This is a genomic window from Microvirga alba (assembly GCF_015694465.1).
Lineage (GTDB): Bacteria > Pseudomonadota > Alphaproteobacteria > Rhizobiales > Beijerinckiaceae > Microvirga > Microvirga alba.
Window position 1 is genome coordinate 1 of record NZ_JADQDO010000011.1, and the last position, 18,778, is coordinate 18,778.

The following is an 18,778-nucleotide window of genomic DNA, read 5'->3' on the forward strand; positions in this document are numbered from 1 at the left end:
CCCCCAACGCACGTCCGTCCAGGGGAGTGTGACATTCCTAGTTTGCCACCGTGGGACATTTTAACTTTGCGCCGACAATAACATTTCGCATAACAAACATTATGGAATTTGACTGCGCTTATTACTTTGTAAATAAAGAAATATTCTTAATGTTTTGACGGAAACATTATGGAACATCAACGGGTGAAGCGGACCCAGATTCCTAGCGAGGAACCACCTCAGGGACGTTGAGGATGCAGCGACCGAGCCAATTCACGGATCAGACTCTCCTCGACATCCTTGATCGTCGTCTCGTGTCTAACCGGAGCAAACAGCGCCGGCTCAGTCCCAGGGGGATGTGCTGGTGGCCGCGATGCCACTTTCGTTATCCCGCTGAAGCGCCCCGGTGATTTGGCCGCAGGCGCTCGGTTCTCGAGCGCATCGAGCAGGCTCATGAGCGCCGCATCCGAGAGCGGCACCTCGACGGGATTGGGCACGCCAGTCAGAGCGACGGTCTGAGTCCAGTAGTTCGGCACGGAGGTCACTTCCGGCCCGAACCACAGCGGCGGCTCGAACGCGTGAGCCTCTTCTACATCCTCGAACGCGACGGCGATCAGGTCGAGAGGTCCAGGGTTGAACATCCGCTTGATCTGAATCTGACAAGCGCCGCTCACGATCTCGATGCGGAAATACTCCACCGCTGCGGCGGTGACATCGAGCAGAGCCGCAGCATGCGCCAAGGGCACCTCGGCCCTGTCCTCAATCGGGCCGTCGGTTCCATCGGTGATCAAGATGAGCCTGCCTCCACGTCCGTCGAGCTCCACGTAGGCTGTGCGGCCCGAATGGCTCGAGAAATAGCCTTCACAGATGCGCTCTCCTCCCCTCTCCTTCTGGATCAGGCGCGCCAGTGACTGCGCGAGGAGAAAGTGACGGCTGGTGCTCATGCGACGGGGTCTCATGCGATGACGGTGATCCGGCCAGCCCTCTGGCTGGGGGAGGCCACAGATACCCGCGCGGTTAAAGCTGTAAAAGGCTGGATTCCGACATCTTGCCGGGACGGTTAACCGCGCCCGGCGGTGCCCACAACTAGTTGATTTGACGAAGCTACGTGATCTCGACCAGTGGAGCCAGAAACGTCCCACCTCGCCTATCGTCGCGACTGGTCCTTAACCGATCGGCAAGATCTTCGCGCCAATCTCCGCACTTGCTCGATAGGGAGAAAGCGCGATGACAGTGTGTCGAGGATACGAGCACAGATCGATCAGCGAGGAGCGCCTAGTGCGTGCTGTCAACGTGCTCGCCGAGATCGTGAAGCAGCACGGGCCGGCTTATGGCCCTCTGTATGATAACCTCCAGCAGGAACTGGCGGAGTTTCGGCAGCGGCAGCAGAATCTCGAGTCGTCAACGGAGCCGCTACCGCGCAAACGCGCACGCAAAGTCGCGTGATGGTCTCCTTGAGTCCGGCTGTGGGGTTGTAGGTTACTTCTCAACCGGCATTAGGAGCAAAAATCACCAGATCTGGCGCGATCTGTCCCTTAGCTTCCGGCTCCATTTGATGGAGGGGGGCGACACGGATTGAGGAAGACTTGAAAGAGAAACACGCCGAACTGCACGGCGAAATCGAGAGACTGACCTCAAACCAGGAGATCAGCCGGCAGATCGTTCTCACGCGTCGTCTCATGGTGCTGGCGCGCCAAGATCATGCGGTACGCCGCTCGATGACGGCTCCCAGTGTCGGTGTCTTGGTCGCGTTAGCTTTCGTTAGCATCATCGATGCACCGGAACGGTTTCCCACAGCATCCCTCCAGCGTGGGGACTTACCTTGGTCTGACCCCAAGGCGATATCAGTCGGGCAGAATAGACCGGAGCGGTCGAATCACCCAGTGCGGCGATTGCTGCCCACGTATCTGTTCGAAGCGGCCGGGATCTACTGAACCGGGTCTCGCGCTGGTCCGCAAGGCCTGGGGCATCCGGCTGGCCAAGAAGGTTGGCGGCAGGAAAGCCACTATAGCAGTGGCGCGTGGCGAGGCTGAGGTTTCCGACCCCATCTGCGGCCGCGTTCGCCGACAGCGGAGAGAACATCACCAGGACTGATGGAACAGGCCGATCAAAGGGCTCGACCCAAATCCCCGGAATAAGAGAACACAGCTGCTTGGAAGCACCCTATTACAGGCGGTCAGGCGCGCAGGCGCATGACTGAAAGAGCCAAGGCCTGAGCGCATGGGACCATGCTGTCAACAAGGACATATTCGTCCGGCGTGTGCCCACCATCGCCGACGGGCCCGATGCTGCAAAGAGTGGGGCAACCTTGCGCCGCAGTATAACCCGAGTCGGCACAGCCGCCCGTGAACTCGGCTTCGACGTCAAATCCAAGGTCCCGCGCCGCCTTTCGATAGGTCTCAAACAGCGCTTGGCTTTCGGCCGTCTCCTCCAACGGCAAAAACTCGCCCTTGATCGTTAGCTGAGCCGTCGTGCCCGGCAGCGAGCAAGTCGCGACAATGGCGCGGATAGCTTCGATCATCGCTGCGCGATCTTCGCTACGCACGTAGCGAAGATCGATCTCACCGCGGGCGTATGGCGCGATAGTGTTGACGGTCTGGCCGCCACTGATCAGCCCGACATTCACGGTAATCCCGCGGTCGAGATCGGTCAGCCGGTGAAGGGCGGGCACTTTCCGCGACAACTCCTCGATGGCCGAGACGCCACGCTCGTAATGCGCGCCGGAATGGGCAGCCTTTCCGAACACCTCGAAGCTCATGAACACGCCGCCCTTGCGGCCCCGCACAATGACATTCGGCGCGCGGCTTGGTTCGGCATTGAAGACGGCCCGGGACCTACGGGCTTGCTCTTCGATAACCGGTCGGGAGGATGGCGAGGCGATTTCTTCGTCGCTGGTCACGAGCGCCACCACAGGCGCCGAGTGGCCACCAAAGCGCGCGAGTGCGGCGATGACGAAGGCGTTCATCACGAGACCCGACTTCATGTCCGCCACACCGGGACCGTAGGCGCGCCCGTTTTCGACCCTGAACGGCCGCCGGCCTGCCTCGCCCATCGGAAAGACCGTGTCGCGGTGCCCCATCAGCACGATCGGTCGCTGGTCATTGGCCGTTTCGTGCGGCAGCATCGCCCGGATGGCGTCGCCGAAAGTGGGATGAGGCAGGATCTCGACCTGGAGTCCCGCGGCTTCGAAAAACCGCCGGAGCGGCTCCCCGGCTGCGTCCACGCCCGCCTTGTCGTAGGTTCCCGAGTCCGTGTTCACGAGCTCGCCGAGAAGCGAAACCATCGCCTCTTCCTGCTCCGAGAGCCATTCGACGATTCTGCTTTCCCCCGCGGTCATGCTGCTCATGAATCCTCACTTCGTGGCCCCGATTGCACACCTTCGAGGCTTGCATATTCCCCAGGGGAAGACTAGTCATATTGCCACCTAATGGAACACGAGTTGCAAATTATGGAACTTTTGGACCAATAATGTGACAACATTAGCAAGCGTAGCAGCGGTACTTCGGTGTTTTTCCGAAGAACGCACCGAACTGACGGTTACGGATGTGGCGGCCCTTCTCCCGGCCCCGAAGAGCACCGTTTCACGTCTGCTGCGCGCCATGCGCGACACCGGTTTCATCGAAAGCGTCGGAGAGACGAAGCGCTATCGTCCCGGCGTCATGCTGTTCGAAGCGGGGCACATCTATCGGCATGCGTCCACCTTGGTTGAACGGGCCGACGAGGTCGTGAAGGCTGTCTCAGCCCAGGTCGGGCATTCGGGGTATGTCAGCGTCCGCGACGGACTCGATGTCGTCGGACTGACGTACCACGCAGGTTCACACGTCCTACGCGTTGCGACGCCGATCGGGCGGCGCCTCGCTGCCTTCGCGAGCGCGACCGGGCGCACGCTCCTCGCCCGGCTCAGTGACGAGGAGGTGCGGCGCCTCTATCCAACCCTCCCCACGCCGCCATCTCCGAATGCACCTCAGACCGTCGAGGAGCTTCTGGTGCGACTGTCGCAGGTCCGGCGAGAGGGGTTCGCCGAATCGAATGATGAAGCCAACCGCGGCGTTGCCGCGATCGCGGTGGCGGTTGGCGATCCAGAGACCCGCGAGGCGGTCAGCCTCTGCGTCACCTTCCCTGCAGCAACGATCACCCCGGGCGAGCGCAACGCGATCCTTCAAGGTCTCCTGGCTGGAGCCAAGCGTATCTCGGCGATCCTCGGCGATGGTCGCAACCACAACACCAAAACCAATTGAAAGATACGGCGATGATGCAACCCGGAACCCGCTGGCGAATCGGCTTCGACATTGGAGGCACCTTCACCGACTTCATCCTGTACGACGGCGCCGAAGAGTCGGTCCGTCTCCACAAACAGCTGACCACGCCGCACGATCCCTCCATCGCCGCGCTTGCAGGGCTCGCGGAACTCGTCGACATGGCCGGGATCGGCCTCGCCGAGATTCATGAGATCGTGCATGGCACGACTCTCGTGACCAATGCCGTCATTGAGCGCAAAGGAGCGAAGCTTGGCCTCCTGACGACGCAAGGCTTCCGCGACATTCTCGAGATGGGCACGGAGCAGCGCTACGACATCTACGATCTCTTCCTCGGTTACCCGCAGCCCTTCGTCTCTCGTGAGCTGCGACTCGAGATTCCGGAGCGCATTGACCGCGACGGTCGGATCGTAACCGCCCTCGACCGGGACAGTGTGCGCCGCTCTCTCCAGGCCCTGCTGGAGACCGGCGTCGAGGCTGTCGCCGTCTGCCTCCTCAATGCCTATCGCAACCCGGAACATGAACGCATCGTCGGCGAAATCGCCCGGTCCGAATTCCCCGAGCTCTCCGTGTCTCTGTCTTCCGAGGTCGTTGCCGAACTTTGGGAATACCAGCGCTGCGTCACGACCTGCGCTAACGCCTATGTCCAGCCCCTCATGGACCGTTATCTGAAGCGGCTCGAGCGCGAGTTGTCGAACCGGGGCTTCCGGGGCGCCTTGCGACTGATGCATTCGGCCGGGGGTCTCGTATCACCGGAAACGGCGCGGGCCTTCCCGATCCGCTTGCTCGAGTCGGGTCCGGCAGGCGGCGGCCTGGCCACCGCCCTGTTCGGCTCGCTTGCCGGCAAGGAGGACGTAATTTCCTTCGACATGGGCGGCACGACAGCCAAGGCCTGCATGATCGAGGGCGGCCGAACCGAGATCGCCCCAATGCTCGAGGCCGGTCGGGTTCACCGCTTTACCAAGGGCTCCGGCCTGCCGATCAAGGCGCCGGTCATCGACATGATCGAGATTGGCGCCGGCGGCGGTTCGATCGCGGCCATCGACGAGGTCGGCCTTCTCAAGGTCGGCCCGCACTCGGCCGGCTCGGATCCGGGTCCGGCCTGCTACGCGATGGGAGGCACCAAGCCGACCGTCACCGACGCGAACCTCATCCTCGGGTACTACGATCCAGGCTTTTTCCTCGGGGGCCGCATGTCCCTCGACGTCGGGGCGTCCGAGCGCGCCATCGCGACAGTGGCCAAGCCTCTCGGCCTCTCCGTCGCGGAAGCTGCCTGGGGCATCCACAAGGTCGTTGTGGAAAGCATGGCGGCGGCGGCACGCGTCCACCTGGTCGAGAAGGGCAAGGATCCCCGCAACTATGCGATGGTGGGCTTCGGCGGCGCAGGCCCGGCGCATGCGACCGATGTGGCACGCGCGCTCGGTGTGCGCGAAGTCATCATTCCGCCGGCTTCCGGCGCCGCCTCCGCGCTCGGGTTCCTGGCGGCTCCGCTCTCGTTCGAGCTTGTGCGATCCCATCCGGTCGAGTTCTCGCAAGGCTTCGATGCGACAGCCACGAACGCCGTCCTGGCGGAACTCGAGGCCGAGGGTCGCGAGCGTCTGACTGAAGCCGGCGTGGCGCCGGCCGCCATCACGGTGGAGCGCATCGCCGATATGCGGCTCGTGGGACAGATGCACGACATCGCGGTCGAGCTGCCGGCGGGACAGATCGACGGCGGCCGCCTCGACGCGATCCAGAAGGCATTCGCCAAGGCCTATGCCGCCCGCTACACCTCGGTCTACGAGGGTGCCCGCATCGAAGCTATCAACTTCCGCGTTCGCTGCGTGGCTCCCGCGCCAAAGCTCTCTCTGAGAGGCGCCACCGGAGGTGGTGACCGCGACACGCTGATCAAGGGGCACCGCCGCGCCTGGTTCGAGGGCGGTTATGTCGAGACGCCGGTTTATGACCGCTACGCTCTGTCACGCGGGGATTCGATCCAGGGCCCGGCGATCATCGAGGAGCGCGAGGCGACCACGGTGATCGCGCCCCCCGACTCTCTGACCGTCGACGACAGCCTGAATCTCCGCATCGCTGTCGGTCAGGTCAGCGCCAGCAGCGCCATGATCCCGGCCGAACTGCCACTCCAGGAGGCGGTCGCCCGGATCGAGGCGGATCCGATCTCGCTGGAGATTATGTGGAGCCGGCTCGTCAACGTCGTCGAGGAAATGTGGCTGACCGTATGTCGGACCGCCTTCTCGCTGGTGATCTCGGAATCACAGGACTTCGCCTGCGAGCTTCTCGACCCGGATGGCGAGACTCTCGCTCACTCGCCGCGCGCGATGCCGGTCTTCAACCTCACTTTGCCGCTGGCAGTGAAAGCGCTGCTCGCCCGCTATCCGGCCGAGACTCTCAAGCCCGGCGACGTGCTCATCACGAACGATCCATGGCTTTGCGCCGGGCACCTGTTCGACATCGCGGTCGTGACGCCGGTCTTCCGGGACGGCAAGGTCGTCGGGCTCATGGGTACCGTTGGACATGTGTCCGATATTGGCGGCACCCGGGACTCGCTTCGAGCCCGTGAGATCTACGAGGAAGGATTCCAGATCCCACCGATGAAGCTGTTCGAAGAGGGCCGGCCGAACGAGACGTTGTTCCGGCTCTTTGCGGAGAATGTGCGCAACGCCGAGCAGGTGCTTGGCGACCTGCATTCCTTCGTGGCGGCGAACGCCATTGGAGCAGAGCGGCTTCTGGCCTTCATGGCGGATTACGGCATGCATGACGTGCGGGCGCTCGCCACCGTCGTCCAGAGCCGCTCCGAGAAGGCCATGCGCGACGCGATCTCCGCCATTCCCGACGGTGTCTACACGGCCGAAGTGTGGAACAACCCACTCGGCGAGCCGATGCGCTACCCCCTCAAGCTGACCGTCTCCGGAAGCGAGATCGAGCTCGATTTCGAGGGCGCTCCACCGCAACTGGCGCAGGGCGGCTTGAACTCGACCCTGAACTACACGGCGGCGCACGCCACCTATCCGCTCAAATGCATGCTGACCCCCAATGTCCGCGGCAATGCGGGATGCTACCGCGCTTTCACCGTCAAAGCGCCTGAGGGCTCAATCCTGAACTGCCGCCGCCCCGCTGCCGTGAATCTGCGGACGCGCACCGGCTGGTATCTGGCACCGAACATCTTCCGCGCCCTCGCCCAGGCTGCGCCGGACAAGGTCCAGGCCTTTACGGGACTGCCGATCGCCGCGAACGTCTATGGACAGGACCGGGCCGGGAAGACCTATTCCGATCTTCTGTTCACGGGCGGCGGACAGGGCGCTTCGGCGCATGGCGACGGCAAGTCGGGCCTGCTGTGGCCGACATCGGCCGCGAACACCTCGATCGAGCTGTTCGAAGCGCGCGTTCCGGTTCTAGTCATCGAGAAGGCCTACATCCCCGATTCAGGAGGGGCCGGGCGTCACCGCGGCGGCCTCGGACAGCGCGTGCGCGTACGTAAGCTCGATGACGACGGGCTTCCGACACTCTTCTCCGTCTATCCCGAAGGGGTCGGCAATCCTTCTCCCGGCCTCTTCGGTGGGCAGGCCGGCAGTGAAGCACGCGGCCGTGTCGTTGATCCGGTGGGTCGCGTCGTTCACGACTGCGGGACCGGCGATCTCGTTCAGATAACCCGCACTGATGAAGTCGTCGAAATCATCCTCGCCGGCGGCGCAGGATACGGCGATCCGCGCGAGCGTTCTCGGCCTGCGGTCGAACTGGATCTGCGGCTCGGTCTCGTGACGCCAGAAGGAGCAGCCAGAGACTACGGATTCGATACTGAAATCTCGCGGCCATCGGTCGCGCAGAAGACGCCGGAAGATGCGGACCTGATCGCCTAGGATCGAGCCCACGTCGCGGTAGGGAAAAAACAGAGAAACCAGAGGACATCCCATGATCAATCTCACGAGACGAAGTGCCATCGCGGCCGGAACCGCATCACTCGCATCCATGGTGCTGGGCGGCCCAGTCGACGCGCAGTCGCGGAAGATTCTTATCATCGCGAGCAGCCAGGACATCCCTAATTTCGACCCGCACATCGCGACGGGCTATTCGGCCAGCATGCTTCTCCGCAACACCTACGACTCGCTTGTTCGCGTCGAAGGCAACCCGCCAAATCCGGTTCCGCATCTCGCAACCTCGTGGACTGTATCGCCCGACGGCACCGAATATGTGTTTAAGCTCGACCCTGCAGCAAAGTTTCACGACGGCTCGTCCGTGACCGCCGAGGCGGTGCAATATTCGTTCAACCGGCTCCTTCGCCTCAACCAGGGCAATGCCTGGATGATCCAGGGCATCGTCGACGAGAAGAGCGTCCAACCAGTCGACGCTCAGACCGTGCGGATTAAGCTGGTTAAGCCGTTCGTGGCGTTCCTTCAGGTTCTCCCATGGGTCTGGGTCGTGAACCCGAAGGACGTGGAAGCCAACAAAGGGTCAGATAACGGCCAGACCTATCTGCGCTCCAACCTGGCCGGCTCGGGCGCCTTCCGCGTCCGCCGCGCAGAGCCCGGCAATCTCTACGAACTCGAGCGTGTCGCCAATGCCTGGAAGCAAGGCGGCGGCAATCTCACCGGTGCTATTTGGAAGATCACACGAGAGACGGCGACGCAGCGCCTCATGCTGCAGCGTGGAGAGGCCCATATCGCCGTCGACCTGACGAGCGAGGATATGGATGCGATCAAGGACCGTCCGAATGTTGTGTCGGTCATCGAGCCCGAATACCGTACCTTCAGTATCAAGTTGAACACGAAGCACGGGCCTCTCGCCGACGTGAATCTGCGTAAGGCAATCGCCTACGCCTTCAATTACCAGTCCTTGCTCGACTCGGGCGGGTACGCCAAGCTCATGACCGGCCCCCTCCCTGACGGGATCTTCGGCCACGACCCTTCGTTACAGGTCTACCGCACTGATTTGGCGAAGGCGAAGGAGTATCTCGCGAAGTCAAAATATCCCAACGGCGGCATCAAGCTTTCGATCGCGCACGTGTCCGGTCTGGAGCAGCAGCGCCGCTGGTCGCTCGTGCTTCTCGACAACCTGAAACAGTTGAACATCGAACTCGATGTGAAGCCGATGATCTGGCCAGACATGGTGGCCCTCACGCGCTCTCCCGAGGCGATGCCCGATTTCTTCTGCGTCTATCAGACGGCGAACTACGGCGATCCGGACAATATTGCCTTCGCGGCCTATCATTCCTCGCGGAACGGCAACTGGCAGAATCCCGTCTACGCGAATCCGAAAGTGGACGATCTGATCATGCGCGCCCGGGCCGAGACCGACGAGGAGAAGCGTAAGGCGCTCTACGGCGAATTCCAGCGGATCGTGGTTGACGACACGCCAGACATCTTCGGCGTCATCGAGAAGCGCAAGCTTGCGCTTCGCTCCGACGTGCAAAACTTCCGCTTTACGCCGGTAGCGTCTAACGCCATCGAGTTGTTCCCTCTCTCGCTTCGTTGATTGTACGAGTGCAGCGCCATCCGGCGCTGCACTCACCTCGCTTGTGATGGAAAGAGACGGCGGGAATGCTGACCTACATCCTGAGGCGCATCGTTCTGATCATTCCGGTTCTCATCGGATTGTCCCTGCTTGTATTCGCAATCGCGCGTCTCCTGCCGGGCGATCCGATCCAGCTTGCGGCTGGTCCGAACGCTTCGCCCGCCGAGATCGCTGACCTAGCGAGGGAATTCGGTCTCGATAAACCTCTTCCGGTCCAGTACTGGAATTATGTGACAGGTCTCGTGACGGGGGATTGGGGTCAATCCATCTTCACTCGTCGTGCCGTGGCGGAGGATCTGAAAGTCTATCTGCCGGCGACCTTGGAGCTGGTCTTCACCGCCATGTTCCTCGCGATCCTGATCGGCATTCCGGCGGGCCTCACGGCGGCGGTCTACCGCAACCGGTGGCCGGACTACATGTCCCGCGTCGTATCGCTAGGCGCCATCTCCATGCCGCGGTTCTTTCTCGGTTTGCTGCTCCAGATCGGATTCGCGATGTGGCTTGGCTGGCTGCCCCTGGGAGGCCGCTTTCCGCTGACTGAGGATCCCCCAGCCTTCGTTACGGGCTTCCTGACAATCGACTCGCTCATTTCGGGAGATCTGAGGGCCTTTGGCATCACGCTTCAGTATCTTGCGCTGCCGGCTTTTGCGATGTGTTTGTCGCCGCTCGCGACCATCACCCGCATGATGCGCGCATCGACCATCGAGATCCTGCAGCAGGATTATGTGCTGACGGAGCGCGCCCTCGGGCTTTCGAGCCGCCTCATTCTGTTCAAGTATGTCCTGAGAAATGCCATGTCGGCGACGCTGACGGTGATTGGGTTGTATGTCGGCTGGCTGCTCGGTGGCACAGTGCTGGTGGAAACAGTCTTCGACTGGCCCGGCTTGGGCCTCTACGCCACGAAGGCGATCGTTACGCAGGATTTCATGCCGGTGATCGGGGTCACGATCGTCATCGGGGGGATCTTCATCATCTCTAACCTGATCGTCGACCTCCTTTATGGCATCCTCAACCCGAAGGTCCGTTACGAATGACGACTTTAGCCGAGAAAGTTCCGGCAAGCGCCACCTCGTCTCGTTGGGAGAATGCACGGCGAGGCTTCTACAGATTCCGCAATAGCTGGCTGTCCATCGCCGGCCTCCTGATCGTGCTGGTACTGTTCATTATCGCCGTCATCGGCCCCTCTATCGTGCCCTATCCCGAGCACGTGGCCGGTAGCGTCTCGACCGCGACCCGCTTCCAACCACCATCGGCTCTACACTGGTTCGGCACCAATGAGCTTGGTCAGGACGTTTTCTCGCTCGTCGTCGCCGGGTCTCAGATCTCACTTCTGGCGGGACTTGCGGTTGTGGCGGTCGGAGCCTTGGTGGGAACGCTCGTCGGCGCCGTCGCAGGGTACTTCGGCGGCTGGACCGACGAGGTTCTCATGCGTCTTGCCGATCTCAAGTTGACGGTTCCGTCCCTGATCCTGGCAATGGCCGTTGCCGCAGCGCTGGGACCAGGCATCCTCAATATGGTCATCGCAATCTCGATCTCCTGGTGGCCAGGCTATGCACGGCTCGTGCGCGGCGAAGTGATTGCCAAGAAAGAGGAGATGTTCGTCCAAGCGGCGCGGGCGCTGGGAGCCGGTACGGGTCGCATCTTGCGCCGGCATATTCTGCCGAACATCCTGACGCCAGTGATCATCAAAATGTCACTAGATATGGGCTTCGCGATCCTCACGGTTGCTTCCTTGGGCTTCATCGGGATCGGCGTGAAGCCGCCAACTCCCGAATGGGGATCACTTCTCTCAATCGCCCGAACCTACATGCCCGACTATTGGTGGACGGCGGTTTTCCCAGGTTCGGCGATATTCCTGGCTGTGTTCGGCTTCAATCTGCTCGGGGACGGACTGCGGGACGTGTTCGATCCAAAAGCACGGCGCTGAGGGAGGTTTCATGGCACTTCTAGAAATCCGCGACCTCCATCTCGGCATGCGCAGCTTCGAAGGCGAAGCGCATGTGCTGAACGGGATTCACCTAACTGTCGAACGCGGCGAGATCTGGGGCATCGTGGGAGAGACGGGCTGCGGAAAGTCCCTCACGGGCCTCTCGATTTCGCGCCTCGTCTCGACTCCGCCGGGCCGTTATATAACAGGCTCGATCAGCCTCGAGGGGCGCAACCTGCTGACTGCGTCCGAGCCCGAGATGCAGTCGCTTCGCGGTCGCCGGATCGGGATGATCTTTCAGGACCCAACGACCAATCTCAATCCGGCCTTCCGTGTCGGGGAGCAAATCGTCGACGTTGCGCTGCACGCCGGGGGCCTCGATCCCTCCATCCTCGGCGTCGGCGCAAAGGCATCACGCAGCGAGCGTAAGAAAGCCGCCCGCAATCTCGCCATCGACATGCTCGCGAAGGTCGGCATTCCGAAAGCGGGCGAACGAATTGACGACTATCCGCATCAGTTCTCCGGTGGCATGCGCCAGAGGGTCCTGATCGCCATGGCTCTGATCGGGCGTCCCGATCTCTTGATCGCGGACGAACCCACGACAGCCCTCGACGTTTCGGTTCAGGCGCAGATCCTCCGGCTGCTCTACGATCTTGTGCAGGAGCATCAGCTCGGCGTCCTGCTCATCACGCACAATCTCGGCGTGGTGGCGCAAATCTGCACTCATGTGGCCGTGATGTATGCAGGCAACATTATCGAGTCCGGTTCGGTCCGTGAGGTGTTCAAGAACCCGAACCATCCTTACACGACCGGCCTCCTCGCCTCCGTTCCGACCGCGAAGATGAAACGGGGTGAATTGCAGGGCTTGCCGGGCTCTGTGCCGAACCTCCTCGCGCCGCCGCCGGGATGCCGGTTCGCGCCGCGATGCGCAGCCGTGCAGCCGCGCTGCACGGCGGCCATCCCTCCCTCCGTCGCCGTCGCGGCACACCACGAGGTTGCCTGCGTCCTGGCCGAACCGCACGCGAGCGCCGCCGCATGATTTTGCGCATTGAGAATGTGACAAAGGACTTCAAGGTCTCGCATGGCCCCCTCGCACGCGCTACCCATTTCACGGCCCTAAAGGACGTCAGTCTGTCCGTTGGCAAGGGTGAGAGCTTCGGCCTCGTGGGGGAATCCGGTTCGGGCAAGACGACCCTCACCCGACTGATCCTGCAGCTCGACCGGGTTTCGTCCGGGCGCATTCTGTTCGACGGCACGGACCTTGCAAGCCTGTCAGCGCGCGACCTCCGTCACCTAAGGTCGCGCATCCAGATCGTCTTCCAGGACCCCTACGCGTCGCTCAATCCGCGGATGACTGTTCACGACATCATCAGCGAGCCGATGGAGATTCATCAGGATACACTGGGCCTCAATGCGCGCCAGCGGACAGATCGCGTCGTGGAATTGCTCGAGCTCGTCGGCCTCGGCGGGCAGCATCTTTTCCGTTTCCCGCACGAGTTCTCGGGCGGACAGCGTCAGCGCATCGGCATCGCGCGCGCGCTGGCCGTACGCCCCGAGTTCCTGATCCTCGACGAACCGACATCAGCGCTTGATGTCTCCGTTCAGGCACAGGTGCTCAATCTGCTGCACGAGCTGCAGGCCAAGCTGGGACTGACGTACTTTTTCATCAGCCACGACCTTGGTGTGATCCGGTATGTTTGTGACCGGGTTGCCTTGATTTATCGCGGCGAGATCGTCGAGCAGGGCGAGACCGAGCGTATCTTCGAGGCTCCGGAGAGCGACTACGCCCGCCTCCTCCTCTCCGCCATGCCCGAGCCCGATCCGGACCGCTCGCCATTCAGGCCGCCGGCCGCATCAGCCGGGTAGGAATGACGATCGGACCAACTCGCGCGCTCCGCCTCTCCTCCTTCCCGGCCTGCGCCGGATTTTAGTGGGTCTCCCGCATGAAAGATTTTCCCGTCCTGTCCCTCGACGACATCGAAGCCTTGGCTGTCGGCGCTTGGATTCTGGGTACCGGTGGTGGCGGCAGCTCCTATCTAGGGCTCTTGAACATGCGCCGTCTCTACGCGGAGGGACATCGCGTCCGGTTGATGCCCCCTGAGGCCTTGGAGGATGACGACTGGGTTGCTGTCGTCTCGAACATGGGGGCTCCCCTCGTCGGGCAGGAACGCTTGACCGACAGCCGCCTGATCCCGCGCGCCGTTACTCTCATGGAAGAGCATCGGGGCGTTTCGTTCAAAGCCGTGATGGCCCTGGAGATCGGCGGCGGCAATGGCGTTCAGCCACTGATGGCGGCCGCGCACCTCAACATTCCGGTGGTCGACGCGGACCTGATGGGTCGCGCCTACCCGGAAGCCCAGATGACGTCGGCAGCGGTGGGCGGCCTGCGGCCAGACCCGCTCGCGATCGTCGATTGCCGGGGCATTGAGGCGATCGTCGAGAAGGTGCCGACCTGGAAATGGATGGAACGCGTCAGCCGGAAGATCTGCGTCGAGTACGGCTCCATTGCGGCGACCTGCAAAGCACCGCGCACGGGTCGCGAGGTGAAGGATTGGGGAATTCCTCTCACGACCTCGAAGGCGATCGCGATCGGCCGTGCAGTTCGCGAGGCGCAAGCCCGCCACCACGATCCGATTGAAGCCATTCTGTCGGTTGAGCCGGGCAAAGTCCTCTTTCGCGGCAAGGTGACGGATGTCGAGCGGCGCACCACCGAGGGCTTCCTCCGGGGGCGCGCGACCATCTCGGGCTTGGACAATGACCGTGGTGCCCAGGTCGTGCTCGATTTCCAGAACGAATGGATCGTCGCCTGGCAGGACGGCGAGGCATTGGCCACATCGCCTGATCTCATTTGTGTCCTCGACAGCACCGCCGGCGAGGCGATCGGCACCGAGACGATCCGCTATGGGCAGAGAGTCACTATTCTCGCCCTGCCCCCTCCCGCTGTCTTCACCACGCCGAAAGGGCTCGAACACGTCGGCCCGCGCGCTTTTGGTTACAACCTCCCCTACAAATCGGTTTTTGCCTGATGAGACGCATTGGAATTGACGTTGGCGGCACCAATACGGATGCTGTCCTGATTGAGGATGGACAGGTCCGCGGCGCCGTGAAGGCACCGACGACCTTGGACGTGACGAGCGGCATTCTCGATGCGCTGGCCCGCCTGACCGCAACGGACGTGCTTGGGGGGAAAACCCTCGATGCCGTGATGATCGGCACCACCCACTTCATCAACGCTGTGGTGCAGCGGCGGTGGCTGACGAAGATCGGCGCCCTGCGGATCGGCCTTCCCGCCTCGGCAACCTTGCCTCCCTTCTGTGACTGGCCGGAAGACTTGGCGGACGTCGTACGGGGAACGGTTGCCATGGTGGAAGGCGGCCACGAATATGATGGACGCGCCTTCATGCCTCTCGATACCGGCGCCGTCCGGGGAGCAGCGCGCGAGATGCGTGCTCAAGGAATTCGCTCGGTCGCGATCTCGTCAATTTTCTCGCCGCTGGATCCCAGCCACGAGCGCGAAGCCGCCGTCATCGTCGCAGAGGAAATCCCGGATGCGGCGATCACCTGCTCGTCAGATCTCGGTCGTATCGGACTCCTTGAGCGGGAGAATGCCGCATTACTGAATGCCGCCCTCGCCGATCTCGCACGGGAGACGATTACCGCCTTCGAGAGGGCGATTGCGAGTTCCGGGATCTCGGCACCACTCTACATCACCCAGAACGACGGAACGGTGGTCGAGGCGGCGCAGGCGATGCGCCTTCCGGTCTATTCCTTCGCCTCGGGGGCGACGAACTCGATGAGGGGCGCGGCCTATCTCTCCGGCATCAAGGACGCCGTTGTCGCGGACGTCGGCGGGACAACGACCGATGTCGGCCAGATCAGGCACGGATTTCCCCGCGAGGCCAACGCTGTCGTGAAGGTCGGGGGTGTCCGCACGCTCTTTCGCATGCCCGATCTTCTTTCGGTCGGCCTTGGCGGCGGCAGCCATGTCTCGCTCAATCCGCTGTCGGTAGGTCCCCTCTCCGTCGGTTATCGTCTCACCACCGACGCAGTCGCCTTTGGTGGTGACCAACTCACCGCCAGCGATATCGGCATTGCGGCCGGGCTTCTCGAGATTGGCGACGGCGCAAAGGTGAGCCATATCGATGAACCCACCTGCCGGCGCGTTCTTGATCATATCCAGTCCATGGTCGAGGAGAGCATCGACCGAATGAAGACGGAGGCCGGCGACGTCGTTCTTCTTGCTGTCGGAGGTGGGGCCTTCCTCATCCCGGATGACCTGGAAGGCGTGTCCCAGGTCATCCGCGTCCCTCACGGAGATTGCGCCAACGCGGTTGGCGCGGCCATTGCCCAGGTCTCCGGCGAAATCGATCAGGTCTTCCGGGACATGACCCGCGAGGACGCGATTGCGACAGCGGAGCACCTGGCAGCCGGACGCGCCGAAGCGGCGGGCGCCGACCGATCGACACTTGTGGTGATCGATACCGAAGACATCCCAATTGCATACCTGCCTGGCAATGCTCGCCGCGTCAGGGTTCGTTGCGTCGGCGATGTGGTGACCGGGGAACGCACCAGCAATGGCGCTTGAGAGGCGATCTTCCTGAGTGAACCGGCCGGAGGCTCGATTCTGTCGCGAATTTTTGATGAAGACGGAAGAGGGCGTATCCGCGACCATCGAGGCCGCGCACGCCGGTGAGGTGGGCAAGGGCTTCGCCGTCGTAGCGCAGGAGGTGAAGATTCTGGCGGAGCAAACCGCCAATGCGACTCAGGAGATCACGAACGTGATCCGCACGATCCATCAGACCTCGGCAGCGATTGCAGCGACGGCCGAGGAACAGGGAGCCGCCACGCAGAGATCGCCTGCAATGTTCAGCAGGCTTCGCAGGGTACAGCCGAGGTGTCGTCGAACATCAGCGGCGTGACGCGGGCAGCCGAGGAATCGAGAGAGGGGCCAGTTTCCAGCGTAAAACATCAGGGCTCGCGGTCATGAAGGACTGCAAGCAAAGGCCGGAGACATAACTGCACCCGTCCCGCCAAGCCCAAATTGGCCGATGCGGCGAGCTCATCAATTTCCTTGGCGCTCCGGCAGACACACTCTCGCAGCGTCTTAATTACCTCTCGAACCAAGTGATTAACTTTAGCGTGCGATGTGATTGTTCCGTTATGATTGGAAGAGTACGCGGCCGAGGTCATGCAACAGTCCCGATCGGCCTCGCTCAATCCGCGCGCGTGCGCTGAATGGAGGGCATAGTGGCTTCATAACGCGGATGCCCGGTGAGGATTCCCTTGTTCGGACGGATTTTGTTCGTTATTGAGAGCCGGCAAACGAATACGCCGTCACTCCCTCACATCAGCGAACCACCTGTCGGCGTCGCGCTATTCGAGAATCTCGATCGATGAAGCTTGCTATCCTCGCCGACGTGCATTTCCATGACCTCTATGGCGACTACGATTTCGAAGGCGTCATAAATTCCCGCACCGGCCGTTGCGCTACAGTAAGAACGCTGAAAGACACGGTCGAGTCCACGCGGATCTTCAACGAAAGCTATTTCGCTTTTCTCGCGGCGCTCGACGATATCGTCGCCCAGGGAATCCGGCATATCATCCTTGCCGGCGACTATTCCGACGATGGACAGCGCGCGACGGTGGACGGAGTCGTTCGTATTCTGGAGCATTATTCGGAGAAGCATGGCGTTTCGTTCTATGCAGCCACCGGAAACCACGACACGACGCGTCCCTTCGGCGGACATCACACGAAGCGCTTCCTGAGGGAGGATGGCTCCTTCGCGGTCGTGACGAGCGATCCGTCGAAAGCCGGAAGCGACACGTCATGTGACGTCGTGATCACCGACAAGATGTGGGGTCTCGGCTACGCGGAGAACCTGCAGCAGCTTGGTCGTGCAGGTTTCGCGCCTCATCCGGACCATCTTCACTGGGAGACGCCTTTCGGCAGGAATCCCAGTCTCGATGAGCGGATGTTCGAGATTGCCTCTGCCGATGGCAGCCGCAAGGCAATGGTTCCCGACGCGTCCTATCTCGTCGAACCCTTCGCAGGGTTGTGGGTTCTGTCTCTCGATACGAATGTCTTTCTTCCCAAAACCAACAGTGAGGGCTTTGCCGGCTCGACGGATTCCGGCTGGAACGTGGTGGCGACGCACAAGACGCAGCTTCTCGACTGGGTTCGGGATGTCACGCAGCGCGCCAAGAATGAGGGAAAGAAACTCCTCGTCTTCTCCCATTATCCGGCTGTCGACTATACCAACGGCACGGTCGCGGAGCAGATCGCACTGTTCGGCGAGCAAAGCTTTATCAAGCGCAATCCAACGCAAACGGCCTCCATCGCCGCCCTCGATAGCGGTCTTGCCGTACACTTCAGCGGGCACCTCCACATCGACGCGATCGGTGTTCACACGGACGGCGAGCGCAAGGTGATGAACATCGCAGTCCCATCGATCGCCGCCTATCCGGCGGCCTACAAAGTCGTGTCATTCGACGGCCACGCCATGGCGGTGGAGACGATCCATCTCGACGACGTCCCACGCTTTGACGAATTGTTCGAACACTACCGGCGCGAGCCGGTCTCCTACGGCAAGATCCTGGAGACCACGTCCTATCGTGAATTCCTTCTGGAACACCTGACGCAGCTTGTCCTGCATCGTCATTTGCCTGCCGAGTGGCCGGAAGACCTGAGGGCTTTGATCGAAACTCTCAGCTGCCTCGATCTCCTGGTCTTGACGAGCATGCCCGATACGGAGGTCGGATCGGCGGTGGCAGCGATCCTATCTGCGTCCCAAACTGGCGATGCATTGGCAGTTGCCACGGATCTCGCCGCCCAGGCTAGATTGACGGTCGAGGATTTCGCTGCCGTATCCCTGAAGGAGATGGTGATCGACTGGTACCGCCTGCGCAACGCCGGAAGTCTGGCGCGTCGCGATCTTCGCCCTGTGGCAGAACGCTGCTACGAGGTTCTGTTCGAGGCGTTTGCCGCTCGCGGCCCCTTCTCTCCCAACAGCCTCCAATCGAAGATCGCGACCTTCACGGCGATCATGCGCGGCTATCTGCGTGCGCCGTCATCCGAGGCCCTAAGGATCCCGCTATGACGGCGACGCTA

14 protein-coding genes and 1 pseudogene are annotated in these 18,778 nt (G+C 62.0%); 13 read left to right on the forward strand and 2 right to left on the reverse strand.

Annotation, left to right across the window (positions count from 1 at the left end; genetic code table 11):
• Positions 1-218: 218 nt before the first annotated feature.
• A complete protein-coding gene (locus I2H38_RS17820) occupies positions 219-923 on the reverse strand; it encodes a CYTH domain-containing protein (protein WP_196273232.1) in 705 nt (234 codons plus the stop codon).
• 642 nt (positions 924-1,565) lie between these two features.
• On the opposite strand from I2H38_RS17820, the gene I2H38_RS17825 reads away from it, so the two are divergent.
• Both I2H38_RS17825 and I2H38_RS21085 read left to right on the forward strand, forming a co-directional pair.
• Positions 1,566-1,913, forward strand: coding sequence for a hypothetical protein (locus tag I2H38_RS17825; protein ID WP_229426793.1), 348 nt, complete (start codon positions 1,566-1,568; stop codon positions 1,911-1,913).
• Positions 1,807-2,073, forward strand: a complete 267-nt coding sequence (locus I2H38_RS21085) for a hypothetical protein (protein WP_229426785.1) — start codon at positions 1,807-1,809, stop codon at positions 2,071-2,073. The genes I2H38_RS17825 and I2H38_RS21085 overlap by 107 nt, the downstream gene beginning before the upstream one ends.
• Before the next feature lie 82 nt (positions 2,074-2,155).
• On the opposite strand, the gene I2H38_RS17830 is transcribed toward I2H38_RS21085, so the two are convergent.
• A complete protein-coding gene (locus I2H38_RS17830) occupies positions 2,156-3,316 on the reverse strand; it encodes a M20 family metallopeptidase (protein ID WP_196273306.1) in 1,161 nt (386 codons plus the stop codon).
• Positions 3,317-3,449: 133 nt separating this feature from the next.
• Here I2H38_RS17830 and I2H38_RS17835 point away from each other — a divergent pair, with 133 nt between their 5' ends.
• From I2H38_RS17835 to I2H38_RS17885, 11 genes and pseudogenes are all read left to right on the forward strand, one after another.
• Positions 3,450-4,217, forward strand: coding sequence for an IclR family transcriptional regulator (locus tag I2H38_RS17835; RefSeq protein ID WP_196273233.1), 768 nt, complete (start codon positions 3,450-3,452; stop codon positions 4,215-4,217).
• Between the two features lie 11 nt (positions 4,218-4,228).
• Positions 4,229-8,092: a hydantoinase B/oxoprolinase family protein gene (locus I2H38_RS17840; RefSeq protein ID WP_210324858.1), complete on the forward strand. Its 3,864-nt coding sequence runs from the start codon at positions 4,229-4,231 to the stop codon at positions 8,090-8,092.
• A 52-nt stretch (positions 8,093-8,144) separates the two neighbouring features.
• Complete coding sequence (locus tag I2H38_RS17845) at positions 8,145-9,704, forward strand: ABC transporter substrate-binding protein (protein ID WP_196273234.1); 1,560 nt, start codon at positions 8,145-8,147, stop codon at positions 9,702-9,704.
• 65 nt (positions 9,705-9,769) lie between these two features.
• The gene (locus I2H38_RS17850; protein WP_196273235.1) at positions 9,770-10,777 is read left to right on the forward strand and encodes an ABC transporter permease; all 1,008 of its coding nucleotides are present in this window, start codon (positions 9,770-9,772) and stop codon (positions 10,775-10,777) included.
• On the forward strand, positions 10,774-11,670 hold the full coding sequence (locus I2H38_RS17855; RefSeq protein WP_196273236.1) for an ABC transporter permease: 897 nt from the start codon (positions 10,774-10,776) through the stop codon (positions 11,668-11,670). Before I2H38_RS17850 ends, I2H38_RS17855 begins: the two co-directional genes overlap by 4 nt.
• Before the next feature lie 10 nt (positions 11,671-11,680).
• On the forward strand, positions 11,681-12,709 hold the full coding sequence (locus I2H38_RS17860) for an ABC transporter ATP-binding protein (RefSeq protein WP_196273237.1): 1,029 nt from the start codon (positions 11,681-11,683) through the stop codon (positions 12,707-12,709).
• Complete coding sequence (locus I2H38_RS17865) at positions 12,706-13,536, forward strand: ATP-binding cassette domain-containing protein (protein ID WP_196273238.1); 831 nt, start codon at positions 12,706-12,708, stop codon at positions 13,534-13,536. Before I2H38_RS17860 ends, I2H38_RS17865 begins: the two co-directional genes overlap by 4 nt.
• Before the next feature lie 77 nt (positions 13,537-13,613).
• Positions 13,614-14,696, forward strand: a complete 1,083-nt coding sequence (locus tag I2H38_RS17870; RefSeq protein WP_196273239.1) for a DUF917 domain-containing protein — start codon at positions 13,614-13,616, stop codon at positions 14,694-14,696.
• A complete protein-coding gene (locus tag I2H38_RS17875; RefSeq protein ID WP_196273240.1) occupies positions 14,696-16,255 on the forward strand; it encodes a hydantoinase/oxoprolinase N-terminal domain-containing protein in 1,560 nt (519 codons plus the stop codon). The genes I2H38_RS17870 and I2H38_RS17875 overlap by 1 nt, the downstream gene beginning before the upstream one ends.
• Before the next feature lie 73 nt (positions 16,256-16,328).
• Positions 16,329-16,609 (forward strand): annotated as a pseudogene (locus I2H38_RS17880) (methyl-accepting chemotaxis protein); the annotation flags it as partial.
• A 454-nt stretch (positions 16,610-17,063) separates the two neighbouring features.
• Complete coding sequence (locus I2H38_RS17885; protein WP_196273241.1) at positions 17,064-18,767, forward strand: metallophosphoesterase; 1,704 nt, start codon at positions 17,064-17,066, stop codon at positions 18,765-18,767.
• Positions 18,768-18,778 lie beyond the last annotated feature (11 nt).

Excerpts from the sequence above, each read along its gene's own strand:
- I2H38_RS17820 (WP_196273232.1), bottom strand. The coding sequence starts at position 923 with ATGAGCACCAGCCGTCACTTTCTCCTCGCGCAGTCACTGGCGCGCCTG.
- I2H38_RS17830 (WP_196273306.1), bottom strand. The coding sequence starts at position 3,316 with ATGACCGCGGGGGAAAGCAGAATCGTCGAATGGCTCTCGGAGCAGGAA.
- I2H38_RS17840 (WP_210324858.1), top strand. The coding sequence starts at position 4,229 with ATGATGCAACCCGGAACCCGCTGGCGAATCGGCTTCGACATTGGAGGC.
- I2H38_RS17845 (WP_196273234.1), top strand. The coding sequence starts at position 8,145 with ATGATCAATCTCACGAGACGAAGTGCCATCGCGGCCGGAACCGCATCA.
- I2H38_RS17850 (WP_196273235.1), top strand. The coding sequence starts at position 9,770 with ATGCTGACCTACATCCTGAGGCGCATCGTTCTGATCATTCCGGTTCTC.
- I2H38_RS17855 (WP_196273236.1), top strand. The coding sequence starts at position 10,774 with ATGACGACTTTAGCCGAGAAAGTTCCGGCAAGCGCCACCTCGTCTCGT.
- I2H38_RS17860 (WP_196273237.1), top strand. The coding sequence starts at position 11,681 with ATGGCACTTCTAGAAATCCGCGACCTCCATCTCGGCATGCGCAGCTTC.
- I2H38_RS17865 (WP_196273238.1), top strand. The coding sequence starts at position 12,706 with ATGATTTTGCGCATTGAGAATGTGACAAAGGACTTCAAGGTCTCGCAT.
- I2H38_RS17870 (WP_196273239.1), top strand. The coding sequence starts at position 13,614 with ATGAAAGATTTTCCCGTCCTGTCCCTCGACGACATCGAAGCCTTGGCT.
- I2H38_RS17875 (WP_196273240.1), top strand. The coding sequence starts at position 14,696 with ATGAGACGCATTGGAATTGACGTTGGCGGCACCAATACGGATGCTGTC.
- I2H38_RS17885 (WP_196273241.1), top strand. The coding sequence starts at position 17,064 with ATGAAGCTTGCTATCCTCGCCGACGTGCATTTCCATGACCTCTATGGC.